The following is a 19,615-nucleotide window of genomic DNA, read 5'->3' as shown; positions in this document are numbered from 1 at the left end:
TATCTGTTATCGTAAAGCATCACGCAATCATCAACGCCGGGAGGCATAGATGGACAGTAACCAGCGCAGTCACCGCCCATGGGCAGAAGTGGCATCAGACGAACGATTTTTGGCACTTCAGCCCGAAGAGCAGGAGGAGGCGCGCCAGGCATACTTGAATAGAATGGTACTGCCGAATGTCCCTGAAGCTGACCGGGAAATGGTTACTGAGCGGTTCAATCAGCACTCCCTTCCCCTTATGCCGTCTGCAGCGAGGCAGGCAGAGATTGAGGCGCAGAAGCAAAGCCAGTACCAGGAGCAGGCGCCAAAGCAAAGACCTGTATCGCAGGCGCAGGCTGGGCTCCAGCTGCCAGAGAATGCAGCGCCAGAGGTGGCGCCAGAAGATCAGCTTCCGAGGCGCAATTACATGCTTACCCCGGCCTGGCGGGACGCACTTGATCGACGCGACGGTATCGTTCGCCCTGAAGACCCCGAAGACCGCACCACGGGAGAAGCTGCAAAGGATCTCGCGGTTTCATACGGAGTCGGATCAGGCAACACGCTTGCAACCCTCGGTACGATTTATGGCCTGATGAAGGCTGACCTGAATCATCCGGTACGTCGTTATGGCGAAAGGGTGGCCGATTTTTACAGGGAAGAAAAATCAGATGGCCTTCAGGCACGAGAGCAGCGCCGAGAGAATGCTGTCCAGGCCGAAGATAGCGAGCTTGGTAAAATGGTTACCACGTTTACCGAGACGGCAACCGACCCTGCACTTCTGTCTTCGTTTGGCGCGGAGCAGGCACCAAACCTTGCAGTAAGCGGCATGTTCGGAACCCTGGTTAAGTCAGCGGCACTTATGGCCGGGACTCGGCAGTATGTTGCAAATTTGCTAGGTACAGGAACGTCGGTTGGGGTTGGTGGTGCAATGCACGGTGCTGATGTCGGCGGGGAGACCTACGACATAGTGGCGGCAATGAGTGACAAGGAGTCGGACATTGCGGCAAACGAAACCTATCGCAATTTGATAGCCGAAGGCGTGCCAGAGGCTGATGCTCGGGAGCAGGTGCATGTAGAGCTCGCAAGGGTCGCAGCGGCCCGCGCAGCAGCCACTTCAATTGGTATCCAAGCGCTTTTCCCTTGGGCTCGCACCATCGAGAGAACCATGGTTGGCCAGGCTGGAGTTGAAGGAGCAACGACAATGCTCGGCGGTGCCGTTCGTGGTTTCGCTGGTGAGTCATTGAGCAACGCAACCGAGGAGGCATCCGGCGCGCTGTTCCGCAATATGTCAGTTCAGCAGGTCAATAACGAGCAGTCCCTTTCTGAAGGAACGGGTGAGGCCGCAGGCATGGGCCTGCTGTTTGGTCCTGTGGGCGGTGCTGCCGGGGCGGTAACAGGCTACACGGTTGGCAAGGAGGAGGCCGAGGCAGAAATGCTGAAGGCGACAATCAAAGCGCTGTCTTCTGCAGGAGTGGATGTCAAAGACTATGACGCGCTTGTTGCTGCAAGCCAGGATCCAATTATTGCCAATCAGGTTGCCATTGCCCAGGAGCAGGCAATTCAGAGGTTCGGGGTTGCAGGAAAATCTCTGCAAGACAAGGTATGGAGCATTGAAGACGAATATGAGTCACCTGTAACGCTGGATGACGTTGAGCAATCAATGCCTGGCGACCAGCCTGGCGCGCAGCCAGATCCCCAGAATGCCGACGCGCAACCAGCTCCAGGCGCCGGCCTTGATATTCCAGCCGGCCAAAACATAGGACCGCAGGAAGCCGGCCAGGCAATCCAGCAATCGAATCCCTATGGCCTGCAACTCGATCAGGCCGGTCCTGTCCAGGGTGGCGCATATACCGGCGAGCAGGCCATGCCGCAGCAGGCTGAAACGCCAGTGCAAGGCCAGGCGCCGATTCAGCTATCTGACAATGAGACAGGCATTTATCGCGTGCCTGTCGATCAGATCCAGGTTGATCCGAAGGCCTATCAATTCAGGACCGAGGTAAACCAGGCTGGCACCGACAACCGTCTTGATGCCGTCGAGTCATGGGATGACAGCAGGGCTGGCGTGGTTGTTCTGCACCAGCGTCTTGACGGCTCAATGTATGCGGCTGACGGTCACCACAGGGTATCGCTCGCCAGACGCCTGGGGCAGCCGGCCATCAATGCTCGCATTCTGCGCGAGGCTGACGGGGTTACCGTTGCTGACGCACGCCGAGAGGCGGCAATGATCAATATCGCCAACGACAATGCCACGGCGGTGGACGTTGCCAAGGTGTTCCGTGACAGCGATATGGATGTGGCCCAGGTACGAAAGGCCGCAAACCTACCGAATACCCAGCTGACACGCGACGGCGAAAGCATTGCGAAGCTGGGGGAAAATGTATTTGGCCTGGTCACTTCCGGCCAAATGACCCCGAAGGATGGGGCGGTGATCGGCAGCATGTTCGCGGACCCTGATCAGCAGAGCGAGGCTGCGCGGATTTTCCTGAATACCAAGCCTGAAACCGACTACCAGCGCCAGATCCTTGGAAACGAGATCCGCAACGCTGGTTTTGCCAAGCAGCAGGGATCCCAGGGCGGTCTGTTCGGTGATGACGCGGAAACCGTTGGCCTGTTGCAAAGCCGCCTGAAGGTGATGGACAAGCTGCGCCAGGCCTTGAGCAGCGACAAGCGCCTATTCAATACCCTGAACGATAATGCTGACCGGGCAACCCAGGCCGGCAACCAGATTAACGCAACGGAGAATGCTAGAATCTCGGAGTCGGCGCAGCGCAATATCGACCTGCTTTCTCAGGTAAGCACTACGCCAGAACTCAACGCCATGGTGAACGCAGCGGCAGAGCGGATCAGCAATGGTGACCCGATAGCCCAGGTTGTGCGCGACCTCAAGAGTGAAATCTTCGACTATGGACAAGCCCAAGGAAAAGAAAAGTATCCTGCAGGAAATGCTGGCAGCCAATCGACTGGTCGGGCAAGGAATGCCAATCGACCAAGTGAATCGGTATCTGAAGGAGACTCCCGAGGACAAGATGATCGAGGAGAATCTGGAACAGCTCAAGAAGCAGGGCGTGAAGATTTTACCCTAGAGCCTCAGACCGAGGAGCAGGCTGCCGAGCAGGCCAGGCAGCAGGCCGAGCGCACTGCTGCAGATAACCAGGCTGCCCGAGAGGCAGAGCAGCGCGACCAGGCCGACCGGGAGCGTGATGACTTTGGTCTGACCGGCTCAGATCTTCCTGCAGACGTTGCTGCCGCTGCCGGCCAAAACTCGCTCTTCAGCCTTGGCAGCCGGCCAGGCAAGGTAACCAAGCTGGCGCTGGACAATATCGCCCAGGTACTGCGCCGGCCTGGCGTCAATATCGTTACCGTTCAGTCGCCCAAGGATCTGCCGGCGGAGGTCCAGGCGGAGATCCGTGGCTTTGAGGATATGGCTGAAGGCTTCCTGCTGGACGGGACCGCCTACCTTATTGGCGACAACCTTGTTTCTGAGGACCGCGCCAGAGCCGTACTGATCCATGAAGTAGTTGGCCACCATGGCATCAAGACCTTGTTTGGTGACAAGGCTGGCGAGGCCTTCCAGTCGATCTATAAGGTCATCAACAAGCGTCTGCGCGCTGCCTTGCATGAGAAGTACAAGGCGCAGACCAAAGGAATGACCCCCGAGAAAGCCCGCGAGCTGATTGCCGAGGAGTTCATTGCCTCGGTATCCGAGCCCCAGGTATCCCTGACTTCAATGCAGCGCGTGGTAGCCAAGATCCGTTCCGGGATCCGCAGCCTGTACGGCAACGAGTTTGCCGGCAAGCTGAATACCGTGGACATCCTTTACATGATCGAGCGTGCCGGCAAGCTGCAAGGCATGCGTGGGCCTTTCGTGAAAAGCACTGACGGCGCCAGGTTCAGCTTTGTGGGGCGCGGTGCGATCAATGCAAACAGGGATGCGCTCGAAGTCGCACGCACCATGCGCATAAATGGCGAAAACCAGGAAAGCATACGCAAGGCAACAGGCTGGCATTACGGCCCTGACAGAAAATGGCGATACGAGATCGCAGACAAGGGCATGCGGTTCAAGGCGCCAGTGCAGATCATGGGGGACTCAAGCACTCCGCTGAGAGCAAAATCGCTTAACTACCTGAAAGGTGAGGATGGCCGGTATGTAATCGAGATCGAGCCAGATCCAAGCGGATCAGACAGATCCTACATTGGACAGAATCCGCTCTATGTAACCCTTGATGAAAGCACTGTGCGCCAACTGATGCCGGATGCCGCAGAAGCCATTATTCGCGGCGAAGGCAGAGCTGACTCCATGCTTGGCACACCTTCTGCCAGGATTGATGCAGAGGTGGCAATTCAGACTGTTGGCTCGGCGCGTCTTGGCGACATCCTGGTACACCCTTCGCTGTTCGACGCATACCCGCAGTTTGAGGACTTGCCTGTAAAGGTTGACCGCAGTCTTGGCAAAGGTGGTTATACGCAGCGCATGGCGGACGGATCCCATCTCATTGCCATTGGATCCGAGCAGCAGATCTCCACCTTGATCCATGAGGTCCAGCATGTAATTCAAGACATCGAAGGCTTTGCTTCTGGTGGCAGCCCGCGCGGTTACTCCAACAACATTTATCCGGCAATGAAGCAGGCTTCCCAGAATACGCTTGAGCGTTACAGGGACGCGATTGATCGACGCAATACCTGGGCTGAAATGCTCAGTAAAAACATGACTGAAGCAGGCAAGCGCGCCTTGCTGGATGACCCGAGTTTTGCCGGGTTAGCAGAAAGCTGGGGCGCAGTGGATTCGGACGGCTCAATCAACGAGCGCAAATTCCGCGCTGCTTTGAGCGAGCTGGCTGACGCAATTCCAGACCAGGCTGCCATTCCAGAAATAGGCAGCCCCGCGCTCGGCATGCTTGTGAACCGCCTATACGACGCTGCAAGGGACGGCGAAACATTCATGGATGATTACAACCGCCAGACTCGTAAGATCAAATACTTGGACGATTCGGACGGTGGTTATGAGGGCTATACGCACTTATATGGTGAAATGGAAGCCCGCAATACCGAGAAGCGCATGCGCTATACCGACGAAGAGCGGGCTGAATTTTCCGTAGATGCGACCATGGACAGATCGGTCAATGACGCAATCGTGGTCCTTGATCAGCCGGACCCGGTTACGCAGTCTCGAATTTTGTTCAGCTTGAAAAGCCAGTCTGGAAAAGAGCGTGGTCTTCAGAAGCGCACCAAAGGAAGCCTGGAGGTCAGCGCCAGGATGCCGACAGCCAAGTCTCAGGAAAATCATTCATTCAGTCATCTTGAGCAGTTTGGGAAGCTGAACATTGCGGTACTTGAGAAGGCAGGTCTGGCAGAAAGGCAGGCAGGAATTATTTCTAGCCAGTACAGCAACTATCGACCTGCGCCAAATGCAACCTCGGCCATACAGATTCTGAACCGGTTCAAGTCTCATATCGAAGGAAACCTGCTCTGGCTGTTTGATCAGGTTCCATCCGAGGTGCGCGACAATACAAAGCAGTGGTATGACGGAGCCAGCCGTATAGCGACAGCATGGGCGGACCGATACGGCATTTCAAAGCAGCAGTCCGCTGCCACGCTTGCCACGCTGAGCCCTCAAAAGGATTGGTTTCAAAACGCCAGTCTGGCCGAGCGAGTGCTGGATGTATGGTTCGAGCAGCAGAGCACTGCCTGGTCCTCAGATATGACTGCAACCATGAGTCGGATCTATGGGAAGCCAGAGTACAAGCAGCTGCGAGACGAGATCTCTGGAAAGCGCCTTTCAGATCTCACAGAGGCGGATCAGCAAGCCGCGTGGCTGCGAATTTTTGACGAAGCCTATAACGCTCGCGGGTATCGAGAAATCAATCCTGACGGGAGTATAGGCGATTACGTTGCGACCGAAAAAGGCCAGCGGGCAAAGGTGGCCTGGGGCTCTAACAGCGAAATAGCGAAAGCTGTTCGAGTTCTTGTCGATGGCAGCGATGCGAGCATCAACAGGGCTCTTGGGGCAATGCACAAGGTTCGCAATTTTTACAACAACATTGCAGCCCCTGAAAGCGATCTTGGGTCGGTTACCATCGATACCCACGCTGTAGCTGCCGGCCTCCTTCAGCCGCTCAGTGGCGCAAGCATGGAGGTTTTGCATAACTTCGGCAGCAACGTCAAAGGTGAGCAAGGCCCAGGCTCTAACTCGAGATACGGGGTTGCAGGAACTTACCCGATTTATGCAGAAGCATACGAATCAGCAGCCAAGAAGCGGGGCGTTTTGCCCAGAGAAATGCAGTCAATCACCTGGGAAATGGTAAGAGCCTTGTTTCCTGCAGGATTCAAGTCTCAAGAATCAAATACTGCTATGATAGATGCTGAGTGGCGCAAGTATCGAGATTCGCGCCAGAGCCTAGAGCAAACCCGCAACAACGTATGGCAGGCTGCCGGAGGTATCGACTATGGACGATTTAACAGACCCGATTCTGGAAGGTATGATCCGAAGGAACGAGCCACTTACGCTAGAGAGGTTTCTTCTCCACGCATATCCGGGCCGAGACTTAGAGCAGGATCCGCTGGAAGCGGAGGAGATAGCGATGCTTCCGGACCAGTTCAAAGACGAGCCGAACGAAGAGTAGGCCCGCGCTTCAGTATTGCCAACCAAGACCTTTATGTCGGCCACAACATTTCCCCGACAGGCTTGCGCCATGCGCTTGAGCTCGGCGGTCTGGCTGCGCCTTCGCTGGGCATCAGTCGCACGTCTACCGGCGGCTTCGACGGCTACGGCGGCATTACCCTGCTGGCGCCAAAGGACATTATCGAATCTCGCCGCGCCAGGACGTTCAATGCTGATGTGTATTCGCCGCGTCAGCCACGGCCTGTCCTGAAGATAAACAAGCGCAAGTACGACGAACTGATCGAGCGGATCAGCCCGAGCGGTCTTGGCCTGCCTGAGATTGGCGAAGTTGAGCGGTATGGTGCCGACGCCCTGGCACGCAGCGAAGCGGTCAAGATGGCTTTCCTGCAGTCCGAAGGCAAGGCGCCAGCACTGCGCAAGGCCAAGGTTCCTGCCGAGATCCGCCGCGCTGCCAAGCTGCCAGGGGCTCGCCAGTCCTACAATCTGCGCGAAGATCCCAAGTTCATCGAGATTGCCGACAAGTACTACCGTGGCATTATCGATCAGTTCAAGGATGATTCTGCCTATGCGCAGCGCGCAAAAGACAGGTATTTCCCTGACGGCAAGCTGTCATCCACCTATGTCAATGAGCTGGCCAGAAAGGTATCGGACTACGTCGAAAACGACGGCATGGACGTAAGCCGTCTGCGCCAGGATCTGTCCAAGAAGTTCCGGACTGATTCGGTAAATCGCCGGTTCAATGATTACGTTCGCGGCATTGCTGGCGAGATAACTGACGGCAAGCTGCTGCAGATCAGCCCGCGCCGGAAAGTGCCGTACACCCTGGACAGCGTCACAGCTCAGATGATTAAGGATCTGCGTGGCAGTGAGGGCTACAACTATGGCGCCGGCAACATTCGCGCCATGTATGCCGCCGAGCTCGGATCTGTCCGCGAAGTCCAGAATCGCCGCGAGGAGATCGTTTCTGCAGCAGACTTTGCACGGGTAAAGGATGAATCGCAGAACCGGCTGTTCGAGACATTGGACGCGCTCAAGCCGTTCTACAAGTATGACCCTGAAGGCTGGGGCTACATGGATGACGCCAGCAGCGCTATCGGTGAAGGCCGCAAGGGCTGGCGCGAAGCATTCAGGCTGACAGCTGAATCGGAAAAGATCCTGTCCGATTACGTCAGCTATGTGAAGAACCTGCCGACCGAATACTTCGAGATCAAGATGCAGCGCGCCGTGGACTTCAACGAGTTCACAGCCGCAGTCGTGCCGAAGGACACCCCGGCGGATCTGGTTGACTCGCTGAAGGCCATGGGCCTTGAGGTCAAGAAGTACAATCCGGACGCCTTGAATGGCCGCGTGAATGCCATTTCTCGCATCAAGGACATCCGTTTCAGCCTGGCCCCACCACCCAATACCCCGGCCTTCTACAACTGGTTTGGTGACAGCAAGGTAGTGGATGCCGAAGGCAAGCCGCTGGTGGTTTACCACGGAACCAGTGCACAGTTCACTGAATTTGATGTCGGGCGCGCGGGCGGCATCTACTTTACCCCCCGGAGAGAGTTGGCGGCAGAGAGTTACGGTCCAAACGTAATTGCCGCGTACCTTCGCATAGAGAACCTTGCCGACCTCACGGACTCGAATAGCGAGGCTTTCAAGCGCGCCGTGGAGGAGTTCAACCGTACCGGAGGATGGTCCGATAACGAGGACGCCATGGAGGGTCGGGATAGCTCTGACTTCGACCCATCCATGGATGAAACATGGGAAATTTTCGACGCTGGTATTAGCAATTTTCTCAGGGATGCAGGGTATGACGGAGCAAAACTTAATGAGTATTACGGCGACGAATCGTTTGTTGTGTTTGACCCTGCGCAGATCAAATCCGCCACCGGCAACAACGGCAACTTCGATCCAGCCAATCCCGATATTCGTTTCAGCCTCGCACCGGCCACCGACTCCCAGGCAACCCCTGTCTCGGCGGATGCTTCGTTTGATCCTGAGCTGATCGACGAGATGCGCGTGCCTGCGTACAAGTCCCGAGAAAAGCTGATTGATATGCAGATAGCGGATTTCCTTGCGCTTTCGCGGGAAGGACGCGGGGCGGACAAGGCCGCAGGGATCAATAGTCTCATCGCGAGCGGAACCCGTTTCAACAGCCTGCCGTTTCTCAACGTCAACAGGGATGGTCGCATAGAGGGGCATGAAGGCCGCCACCGAGCGAGAGCTTTGGCAGAGCAAGGCTACACCACCATGCCCGTCATACTCCGCATGGCGGACTTGCGCTGGAGCGAGCAGGCTGATCCAGATCGGCGCGACTATGTAGCCGACTGGCCGACCGCCCTTCATGCGGAGGAAGGTGCGCCGAACCCAGATCTTCAGATCCCGTTCCCGGTTACCCGTGAGCAGGCGATGCAACCGTATCGTTCTGCGCCTGATGGAATAAGGTTCAGCCTTGCCCCACCAACCGAGTCAGCAGCCTTCAAGCGTTGGTTCGGCGACAGCAAGGTAGTAGATGCCGAGGGCAAGCCGCTGGTGGTGTATCACGGCACAAAGCGGAGTTTCAATTCTTTCGACCCGGGGCTATCAAAAAGCGAAGGCGGAGAATCGACTTTCTTTTTTGCTAAGTCTCCAGTTACAGCCTCAACCTATGCCGACGGACGCGCTTCTGGCGGCAACGTGATGCCTGTCTACATTTCACTTCAAAACCCCCGCTTGTCTGGCGTTGAAGGAGAACCAGGATCAAATGCTTCAATGCAGGATTGGCAGAACTTTATCAGAGAGGTCGATAGATTTAATAGAGCTATTGATTGGGAGAAAGTATCGTACTTCCAGCGCGAAATTGAAGCAGCAAAAGCAGCCGGCAATGACGGGGTTATTTTCCGCTTTATTGAAGATGACTCCATGGACAGCATGTCAACATTACCGACCGACGTTTATGTCGCCTTCCGCCCCGAGCAGATCAAGTCAGCTGTTGGCAACGTAGGCGCTTACGGCCAGCGCCCGGTCACTACGGATGAAGCTGCCAGACTCGGCATGACACGGGACGAGGCGAATAATGCACAGGGTCGCGGCGATATTCGTTTCAGCCTCGCCCCGGCCATTGACTCTGACGCCTTCAAGGCCTGGTTCGGCGATAGCAAGGCGGTGGAGATGGTCGGGGGGACAAGTTCCCGCAATGCTAAGTTCGCCCCGATGAAACTTTACCACACTACTCGCAACGCAGGATTCTCTGCGTTCGAGGCAAACCGGCCTACAGTTAACACCACGACATTCGCTGATGTTGAGACAACCCGTGCCGCAATCTTCTTCACCCCCTCGGTAACCGACAGTAATGCCTACGGTGAACAGGACGGTCAGGTCGTAGAAGGGGCAGCCACCATACCAGTCTACCTGAGAGCGGAGAACCCGCTGGATCTCGCAGACGGTCTCAGTGAGCAGGATGAGCAACGGCTGTTAGGTGCCGGGTTTTCACCGCGATTCTTGGCCAACAATTTCGGACGCTGGGATATGTTCGATGGGGTTGATGGGCAGCAAACGGTAGAGATGATCAAGGCTGCTGGCTATGACGCTGTGGTATTCAACGACGAAAACCCAACAACAGGTGATAACTTTGAATCATGGGCAGTCTTCGATCCCACCCAAATCAAGTCCGCCATCGGCAATAATGGTGAATTTAATCCGTCGAACCCGGACATTCGATACAGCGTCACCGGCCAACAGCAGGCCGCCCAAGGTGACCTTGTGGGCAACCAGGCCGCTGCGCCTACAGCTCCCACTCAAGGCACGATCAGCGCAACCGGGCAACGGGTAGAGCGCAATGTACTACCTGACGAAACCGCATTCAGGAAGGCCCAGCGGATCCTGCAGGACAAGCTGAACCGCTTTACCGTATTGCGCGAATGGCTGCAGGACCAGGGCATTGTGCTGTCTGAGGCTGCCGACGTTTACCGCGCCGAGGAACGCATGCACTCGCGGTATGCGAACAAGGCTCAGGACTTCCGTGAAAAGACCGTGATGCCGCTGATTGAGCAGATCCAGAAAGCCGGATACTCGCTCGATCAGGTTGCGCAGTACCTGCATGCCCAGCATGCCCAGGAGCGGAATGCGCAGGTTGCAAGCGTCAACCAGAACATGCCTGACGGCGGATCTGGCATGGATAACGCAACTGCCAGGCAGATCCTTGCGGCAGCCGATCCGACGCTTCGCAGGCTGGCAAATGACTTCAGAGCAATTACCGACAACACGCGGCAGATCCTGGTTGCCTCCGGCCTACTGGATGCCCAGGCAGCTACTGCATGGGAGGCTGCTTACCAGTTCTATGTTCCGCTGAAAGGCGGGCCAGAAGACAAGGCGGCACTGCAAGGCACCGGCAAAGGCCTGTCTGTGAAGTACAAGCCAAAGCGGGCGCTGGGTCACGAAGTCCGCGCAGAAGGTGAATGGATCCTGGAGAACATTGTCGCTGACCATGAGAAGGCGCTGATGGCTGCAGAGAAGAACCTTGTCGGCCAGAGCCTGCTGAAGATGGCGCTGGACATCGGCAGGCCGGATCTGATCAGCGTAGGCCGTCCAGAGAAGCGCGCCGTACTGCAGAACAGGAAAGGGTATGAGGTTCTTTACCGTGGCGTTCCGGTTGCCGCTTTCGATAGCATGGAAGCAGCCAGGCTGTTCAAATCGCAGGCGCCGAAGATCTCGAACAAGGGAACCCAGGCAGACTTTGTGATCCGCCAGAGCAATGATCCAAGCGTGGTCTATGTTGCAAGCCCGATACCTGGGCCGAATGAGGCGCTGGTCTATGTGCAGGGGCAGCTGATCCGGATCCAGATCAATGATGACCTGCTTGCCCGTGCTTACAACAACCTCGGAGTCGAGGCGCTTGGCTCGGTCATGCAAATTGGCCGCGCCCTGAATAACTACCTGTCCAGGATTTATACCGGCTATAACCCCGAGTTCATCCTGACCAACATGGTGCGCGACTTCAGCAGCGGCCTGATGAATATCACCGGCACCCAGGGGATCAAGATTGCCGGCCAGGCCATGAAGAACTACCCGGCAATGTTTGCGGATCTGCTGCGCTATGGCGCAACTGGCACCGAAGGTCGCTGGATCCAGATGTATCGCCAGGACGGCGGCAATACGGGCGCTGCCTACCTGAGCGATCTGGAACGCCTGGGCGCCGACATTATGACTGAGTTCGAGTCCTACCGTGGCGTGCTGGCCAACCTGAAAAACAAGTCTATTCGATCTGCAGCCCGAGCTGCTGGCCGCAAAGCCTTCAAAATTACACTGCGCCCGATCGAGATCCTGAATGAGGCCGGCGAGAACGCCATGCGCCTGGCGGTATACAAGGCCATGGTCGAGGCCGGCCTGAGCAGGAAGGAGGCGGCAAGCGCATCCAAGAACGTGACGGTCAACTTCAATCGCAAAGGCGAAGTAGGCGCGCAGATGAATGCGCTTTACCTATTCTTCAATGCTGCGGTACAGGGTACGGCTGCAATTGGTACTTCGCTGTTCAAGGGGCAGTACAAGTACCAGGCCTGGGGGCTGGCCGGTGGTATGGCTGCGCTTGGATACCTGATGTCTGCGACACTGGCCGGCGGCGAAGAAGAGGAATATGAGAAGCTGCCCGACTACACCAGGGAGCGGAACATGGTTATCCGTGCCGGCGACGGCTGGGCAACGATACCCGTACCATACGGACACGGTTTTTTCTGGAACTTTGGCCGCGCCATGGGCGACGCAACCAGGACTGGCGAGTGGGGCGGCATTCCGTGGCGCCTGGCATCAAGCCTGGTAACCGAGGTCACCCCATACGGCGGCATGGTGTCATCCGATGAGCCGGACATGAAGCAGGCCATGCTGTTCGGTGCGCCTACTGTGTTCCAGATCCCTGGCGTCATTGCCATGAACCGCACCAGCTTCGGATCCGAGCTCTATCCGGAAAATATGTTCAACCGACATCAGCCTGACTCTGACAAGCGTTGGCGCTCAACCGAGGGAACCTGGCCGGATCTGCTTGCCAAGAAGATGTACCAGATGGGTATCGATGTTTCACCGGAAACACTGAAGTACTTGAACCGTACCTTTACAGGTGGCGCTGGTAACTTTGTGGGATCCGCTGTCGATGCAACGATACTGTCGGCACAAGGCGCGTCGCCCGAGGTATCGGAAATCCCGTTTGCCCGCCGGTTCTACCGCGAGACGACCGTGCGGGATGCGCGCACACTGTACTGGCAGACCCGCACCAGGATCGACAAGGCAGCCGCCGAGCTGGACCGTGCGGTAAAGGCCCGAGATACCGACCTTGTCTCGACTATCCGCAATGAAAAGCGGGAGCTGCTGGCAATGGAAGGGTATGCCGAAAGCATACGCAAGGCTGCCCAGGCAAGGCGCGAGCGGGCCGAGCAGATCCAGCGAAGCGAAAGCCTGAGCACTGCCCAGAAGCGCGACCAGATCCGCCGGATTGAGGACGAGGAAGCTGCAATTCTGGACAGGTTCATGCGAACCTACAGGGAGCGGACCAGGGACTGATTGACCCTGCCGGCGAAGGTCTTGCGGCCTTCGTCGGTCAATCCTTTCTCCAGGGCATCAAGATAGTCCGCGTACCACTGCATCATCGTTATACGCTGCGCCAGGTATTCGGCTTTGTCGTATACGCCCCGGATGCCCGGCTTCTTGTGCGCCAGCTGCGCCTCTGACCATTCGCTCGGCCAGCCATGCTCGGACAGCAGTGTCTTGCATGTATGGCGGGCGCCATGGCCGGTCATCTTGCCGCGATACCCGACCAATGCAAAAACCTTGTTGATGGTGTTGTCGGACATTACCGCCGACTTCGAGCCTTCAGACGGGAACAGATAGCGCGACCTACCTGTCAGCCGCTGGAGCTGCCGCAGATCCTCAACCGTCTGCGCTGGCAGCGGTACTGTGTGATCATTCCGCATTTTCATCTTGTCGGCAGGAACCTGCCAGATACCTGCGTCAAGATCTATCTCCGTCCATTCTGCCCAGCGGACCATTCCGGGCCTTGACGCGGTCCTGATCACCATCCATACCGCAGTCAATGCCATCAGCTTGCTTTTCGATGTCCGCAACGCCTGAAGGAAGGCGGGCAGATCCTTTTCGGCCAGGTGCGGGTAGTTATCCTGGTCAGGCCCGCGCTCGGCAATATCCAGCAGATTGCTGGCCGGATTGTTTTCGCACCACTCGCTTGCTATTGCCAGGCCGAATATCTGATTGAGCCAGGATCTGACTTTCTTCGATGTATTGAATGCCCCCCTGGCCTCGATGCTGGCCTGCAGATCAGCGCACTGGCGCCTGGTAACCTGCTGTACAGGTATATCCCCCAGGGCTGGCAGCATATCGTTGTCCAGCGCGTAGCGCATGCCTGCCAGGGTCTTTCCGGCGCGCCCGTCCCTGGACTTTTTCTCGAACCAGGCTTCTGCTGCAAGGGTGAACAAAACAGTCTTTTCTTCAACTGGATCTGCCAGCGGATCTATGCCGGCCTCGACCAGCTCGCCCATGGCAATAGCCTTTGCCTTTGCCTGCTTTGCGCTGACAGCCGGGTAGGATCCCAGGCTGGTCCATGACCATGATCCAGCGCCAGGCTTTTTGTATCGCCATTCCCAGCGCTTTTTCCCGGACGGGTGAACGACAAAATAGATCCGCTCCAGCCCGTAGGCTTCACGGTATTGGATCCGCTCGGGCTCAAGTGAAGCCAGCACGGTATCGGCCAATGGCCGGCGCTTGATGTCAGCTCTTTTCATGGTTTCGTGTACGTCTTTTGTAGATCGAACCGAAACATACAGCAGGCTGTACAGGAATGGAATACTTCAACGGGTACAACAGGGAACAATAGGGATTGATAGCATTGCCAGAATTGGCGTTTTTGAAGGGCTCCAGGCGCATCTCGGAATGATCCGGAATAACGCCTTGGAGCGGGTGAAGGGAATCGAACCCTCGTCGTAAGCTTGGGAAGCTTCTGCTCTACCATTGAGCTACACCCGCAACAGGCGCCTTTGTACCAGACTTGCTCCCTGCTGGGAAGCGCTCTATGCGGGGCTTTGCTGAGTATTCCGGCTTGCTGCTTCAGAGCGCTTTGGCGGCGGCCATCAGCCCGCTGTAGCTTTCCTGGCGTTTGAGCTGGTCAAAAATCGAACTGCTGACAATCAACTCGTTGGCGCCGGTGCGTTCCAGCAGGTCGGCCATCTGCTGTGAGACGCTGGCGCGGTCACCAATCAGGGTGCCGGCGAGGGTGGCCAGCACCTGATGGCGCTCATGCGGCAGCCAGATGCCCTCCATGCTCTCAACCGGCGGCGGCAATTGTCCGGGCTGACCGCGTATCATGTTCAGAAAGGCCTGTTGCTGCGAGCTGGCCAGCACATGTGCCTGCTCTCGACTTTCTGCTACATAGGCGTTGATCCCCAGCATGACATGCGGCTTTTCCAGCGTGGCTGAGGCCTGGAAGTGCGTGCGGTAGGTATCCAGCGCGGCGTGCATGTAGTCGGGGGAAAATTGCCCGGCAAAGGCAAAGGGCAGTCCCAGTTGTCCGGCCAGTTGGGCACTGAAGGTGCTGGAGCCCAGCAGCCAGATGGGGACTGAGAGTCCTGCGCCGGGAACGGCACGCAAACGCTGTCCGGCCACGGGTTCGGCAAACAGTGCCTGCAGGGTCGCAAGCATCTGCGGAAAGTCCGAACCATCGCCGGCACCATGGCGCAGTGCCTGAGCGGTTGCCTGATCAGTGCCTGGCGCCCGACCCAGTCCCAGGTCAATACGGTTGGGGTACAGGGATTCCAGCGTGCCGAACTGTTCAGCGATCTGTAACGGCGCATGATTCGGCAACATGATGCCGCCTGAGCCAATACGGATCTGCCGGGTTCCACCGGCCAGATAGCCCATCACCACCGAAGTCGCGGCGCTGGCGATGCCGATCATGTTGTGATGCTCAGCCACCCAGTAACGCACAAAGCCCAGAGATTCGGCATGTCGAGCCAGAGCAAGGGCGTTGTGCAGCGCCTGCGCCGGTGTCGACCCTTGGGGAACAGGGCATAAATCCAGTACAGACAGTGGAATGGCGAGGGAAGACATCCGAGCTCCGGCATAGGCAGAGATTAAGGGGGTATGCTAACGTCATAGTCAGGCTGCGCCTAGTCTGAGTCTTACCAAGCCATGCGACAGCGCCCCTTGGATCATTCCGCAGTCAGGAGCCATGCTCATATGCCTTTTGCCGGGTTAGCCCGTTATGTTGCAGTTTCGTTGGCCGCATTCGTGCTGCCCCTGTTGCCTCTACAAGCTGGCCCTCTGCAGATTGTTGATGCGGCCGGTAATCCACTTCCGGATGCCGTGATCTTGGTGTCAGAGGTGGCGCCATCGGTGGTCAACCCGCCGGTTATGGATCAGCTCAACATGCAATTCCAGCCCCGCATTCTGGTGGTCAATACCGGAGCCTCGGTGGATTTTCCCAACAGTGACGATGTGCGCCATCACGTGTATTCGTTTTCTGCGGCCAAGCGCTTTGAACTGCGTCTTTTCCAGGGCAGCGATGCGCCACCGGTGGTCTTTGATCAGCCTGGTCCGGTGATCCTCGGCTGCAATATCCATGACAACATGCTCGGTTATATTCTGGTAACCGAGCTGCCCTGGCACGCCGTCAGTGACGCTGACGGTGCACTGGCTTTGGCTGATTTGCCTATCGGCCCGCTGGATACCCATTGGTGGCACCCCAGTCTGGCTGAGCAGTCGCCGGTCGCCCTGGGAAACATCAACCTCCGCGAACAGACTGTGCTGAGCCTGCCTGTCACCCTGGCTCCAAGTGTCGCGGAACCCCCTCTGTCACCGCTGCAGCAACGATTCCGCAAGGCGGCTGAGCATGCTACGCATTAAGCGCCTGCGTACACGTCTGGTTCTGCTGTTGCTTGGGCTGCTGGTACTGGTACTGGGGGCGGTGTTCGTTGCCGTTTATTCCGCGACTGACAGCTCTGCAAACCGCCAGGCGCGCCAGCAACTGGATGTGGGTAGCAACGTGTTTGCACGGCTGCTTGAGCTGCGCGCGCGCGAGCTGTCCAGCGCCACTCAGGTACTGGTTGCTGACTTCGGCTTTCGTGATGCGGTGGCCTCCGGCGATCTGCCTACCATACGTTCGGCACTGATAAATCAGAGTGCGCGTATTGGCGCAGATGAAGCGCTGTTCTTTGATCTGGCCGGACAGGTTCGCGAATCATCACGAACCGAAGTGGGCGCTCGGATTGATATCTCAGCCGTTCAGCCATTGACCCAGGATGCCTTGTTAGCGGTGATAGATGGCCGGCCTTATTTGCTTGTAGAGGCGGTGGTCATGGCGCCCGTGATGGTCGGTCAGGTAGCCATGGCCTTTCGGCTTGATGAGGCGTTGGCGCTGGAGATGCAAAAGCTGACCGGCTTGCAGGTGAGCTTTGTGAGCTCGCTGGATAATCAGGTTTTGTACCGCATCAGCACGCTCGGCGATACCTACGAACCCATACCGAATGAGAGCAATAATGCCCTGACTATTGAAAATGAAAGCTATCTTGGGTTACGTAATATCCTGCTCGAACAGCAGGGCTACCAGGTAAGCGCTGAGCTGCTAAGCCCGCGCAGCGAGGCATTGGCTATTTTTGATCTGCTGAAGCAGGAGCTGGCAATCATCACCTTGATAGCTCTGACTTTGTCGTCTCTGGTTGCCATGGTCATAGCGGGTAATCTGTCCAGGCCGGTCAAGCAGTTGGCGGACAGTGCACGGCAAATCGGTCTGGGTGACTTCAGTCAGGCGGTCTCCTTGCCGCGGGATGATGAGCTTGGGTTGTTGGCCAGCAGCATTGATATCATGCGCCAGGGAATTGCTGAGCGTGAAAGGCAGATAGCACACAATGCCTACCACGACCCTTTGACCGGTCTGGCCAATGTGCTCAAGGTGGCTGAGCGATTGTCAGAGGGCGTTCAGGCGGGACGTAAAGGGGCGCTGATTCGCCTGTTTCTGGATGCTGAGGCTGAGGCGCTGACGTCTGTGGGGCAGGCGGCCCATTCACGCTTGATGGTTGCTTATGCCGGGCGTCTGAATACCGTCATTCCGACGGGCGGTTTGCTGGCCTATCAGCCGGGTCAGGGCTTTTTGCTGGTGCTGGATGGTCTGGATGTGGATCAGGCCGTCATTGCCAGTGACCTTTTATTAACGGCACTCTCAGAGCGCATGCAGGTTGATGAGGTCAAGCTGACCCTGATCTGGCTTGCCGGTATTGTTGTTTGGCCGGAGCAGGGCAGTGATGCAGAATCGTTATTGCGTCAGGTCGGTATCGCCGCAGCCGACGCCCAGCCCGGTCCGGCACGCATTGCGGTCTACCAGGCCAAGCGCGATGAGGCATACATGCGTCGCATGCGCTTGATTCGTGACATCCACTTTGCACCGCAGTTGAAAGAGTTGGCAGTGGTTTATCAGCCCAAGCTGGATATCCGAACCGGAGAGGTTAGGCAGTTGGAGGCCTTGATGCGTTGGACGCACTCTGAATTGGGTGCGATCAGTCCGGATGAGTTCATTATCCTGGCCGAGCAAACAGGGAGTATTCACCGATTGACCCAATGGATGCTCGCTGCTGTGGTATCGCAATTGGGTTACTGGATTGAGCAGGGTTTGGAGATGCAGGTGGCGATGAACCTCTCGGCATCGGATCTGGGTAATCCAGACTTCCCTAAGCAGGTTGCGCGCATCCTGCGGGCGCAGGAAATTCCGGCGCGTTACATTGCCTTTGAAGTCACCGAGAGCGCTCTGATGAACAATCCTGCGGCCAGTCTGTTGAGTTTGCAGCGTTTGCGAGAGCTGGACATCGAACTGGCAATAGATGATTACGGCACCGGCTACTCGTCATTGGCGACGATCAAGAGCCTGCCGGTTCAGCAATTGAAAATCGACAAATCCTTTGTGCTTAACCTGGCCACCAGCAGCGATGATCTGGTGATCGTCAAATCGACCATCGAGCTGGCGCACAACATGGGCCTCAAGGTGGTGGCCGAGGGCGTTGAGGACGCCGATAGCTTGAGTCGCCTCCAGCAGTTGGGCTGCAATGTTGCCCAAGGTTACTTTATCAGTCGGCCGCTGGCGGCTCGGGACCTTGAGCAGTGGCTGCAAGCCAACCGGGATACCTATCGTCAACGGGAGCTTTCATGAGACGTATTGTGGCATTCATTGTGGCGATCGGTGCACCGCTGCTTGCAGCGGCAGACCCCGGCAGCCGGCTGCTGGCCACCGGTGGTGCCAGTATGTTTGAAGGAGCGGCGGGCGGCGGCATTGTTCCCTGGGCGGTCATGTCCGGTTATGGCACACGCGAGGAGTGGGGCGGGGCGGTTTTTGCTACTCGGGTAGATAGTGGTGATTACCGGCTCGACAGTTTTGGCGCCAGCGCCAGCTTTGCCAACCGCGTGGAACTCTCGGTGGCGCGCCAGCGTCTGGATATTGGTGAATTGGCCAGCCTGGCCGGTTTGCCGCAAAGCAGCCTGAATCAGGACGTATTCGGTCTCAAGGTCAGGTTGCTCGGTGATCTGGTTTATGACCATTTGCCCCAGGTCAGTCTGGGATTAATGCACAAACGCCAGCAGAACTTTCTGATCCCTGATGCTGTGGGCGCCGTGCGGGACAGTGATAACGAAGCCTACCTGGCCGCCAGTCGGCTGTTCCTCGGTGGTGCCTTCGGCTACAACCTGCTGGTAAACGGCACCCTGCGCTACAGTCGAGCCAATGAAACCGGTTTGCTGGGTTTTGGTGGCGACCGTCGGGATAGCCGCAGTCTGCTCAAGGAGGGCAGCGTCGCCGTCTTGTTGAACCCGCGCTGGGCTGTTGGTGTGGAATACCGGGAGAAGCCGGATAACCTCTCGTTTGCTGGCGAGAGTGATTGGCAGGACCTGTTTGTTGGCTATTTCCCTGACAAGCGTCTGGCGCTGGTGGCCGCCTGGGCGGATCTTGGTGAAATTGCCACGCTGGATGACCAGCGCGGACTCTATCTATCGGTTCAAGTCAGTTATTGAGGTGGA

Annotated in this window: 6 protein-coding genes and 1 tRNA gene; 4 read left to right on the top strand and 3 right to left on the bottom strand. The window is 57.2% G+C overall.

What is annotated here, in order from left to right; translation table 11 throughout:
* Positions 1–49: 49 nt before the first annotated feature.
* Entirely contained in the window at positions 50–13,114 is a 13,065-nt protein-coding gene (locus AC27HQ_RS12810; RefSeq protein WP_487156565.1) for a DUF7178 family protein, read from the top strand.
* Here the strand turns inward: AC27HQ_RS12810 and AC27HQ_RS12805 are convergent.
* The 3 genes from AC27HQ_RS12805 to AC27HQ_RS12795 all read right to left on the bottom strand — a co-directional run bounded on the left by AC27HQ_RS12805 (position 13,090) and on the right by AC27HQ_RS12795 (position 15,667).
* Positions 13,090–14,346 (bottom strand): tyrosine-type recombinase/integrase, encoded by a 1,257-nt coding sequence (locus AC27HQ_RS12805; protein ID WP_487156564.1) that lies wholly within the window; start codon positions 14,344–14,346, stop codon positions 13,090–13,092. The two genes, AC27HQ_RS12810 and AC27HQ_RS12805, sit on opposite strands and share 25 nt — an antisense overlap.
* Positions 14,347–14,513: 167 nt before the next feature.
* A tRNA-Gly gene (locus AC27HQ_RS12800) sits at positions 14,514–14,587 on the bottom strand.
* Positions 14,588–14,668: 81 nt separating this feature from the next.
* On the bottom strand, positions 14,669–15,667 hold the full coding sequence (locus AC27HQ_RS12795; protein ID WP_487156563.1) for an LLM class flavin-dependent oxidoreductase: 999 nt from the start codon (positions 15,665–15,667) through the stop codon (positions 14,669–14,671).
* A gap of 129 nt (positions 15,668–15,796) precedes the next feature.
* Here AC27HQ_RS12795 and AC27HQ_RS12790 point away from each other — a divergent pair, with 129 nt between their 5' ends.
* The 3 genes from AC27HQ_RS12790 to AC27HQ_RS12780 are packed head-to-tail and all read left to right on the top strand — an operon-like array spanning position 15,797 to position 19,609.
* A complete protein-coding gene (locus AC27HQ_RS12790; protein WP_487156562.1) occupies positions 15,797–16,462 on the top strand; it encodes a methylamine utilization protein in 666 nt (221 codons plus the stop codon).
* Positions 16,449–18,755 (top strand): putative bifunctional diguanylate cyclase/phosphodiesterase, encoded by a 2,307-nt coding sequence (locus tag AC27HQ_RS12785; RefSeq protein WP_487156561.1) that lies wholly within the window; start codon positions 16,449–16,451, stop codon positions 18,753–18,755. Before AC27HQ_RS12790 ends, AC27HQ_RS12785 begins: the two co-directional genes overlap by 14 nt.
* Complete coding sequence (locus AC27HQ_RS12780) at positions 18,752–19,609, top strand: DUF3034 family protein (RefSeq protein WP_487156560.1); 858 nt, start codon at positions 18,752–18,754, stop codon at positions 19,607–19,609. The genes AC27HQ_RS12785 and AC27HQ_RS12780 overlap by 4 nt, the downstream gene beginning before the upstream one ends.
* The last annotated feature ends 6 nt before the right edge of the window (positions 19,610–19,615 follow it).

The organism is Halopseudomonas sp. 4NH20-0008 (assembly GCF_057548395.1).
This window is presented reverse-complemented; position numbering and strand designations above follow the sequence as displayed.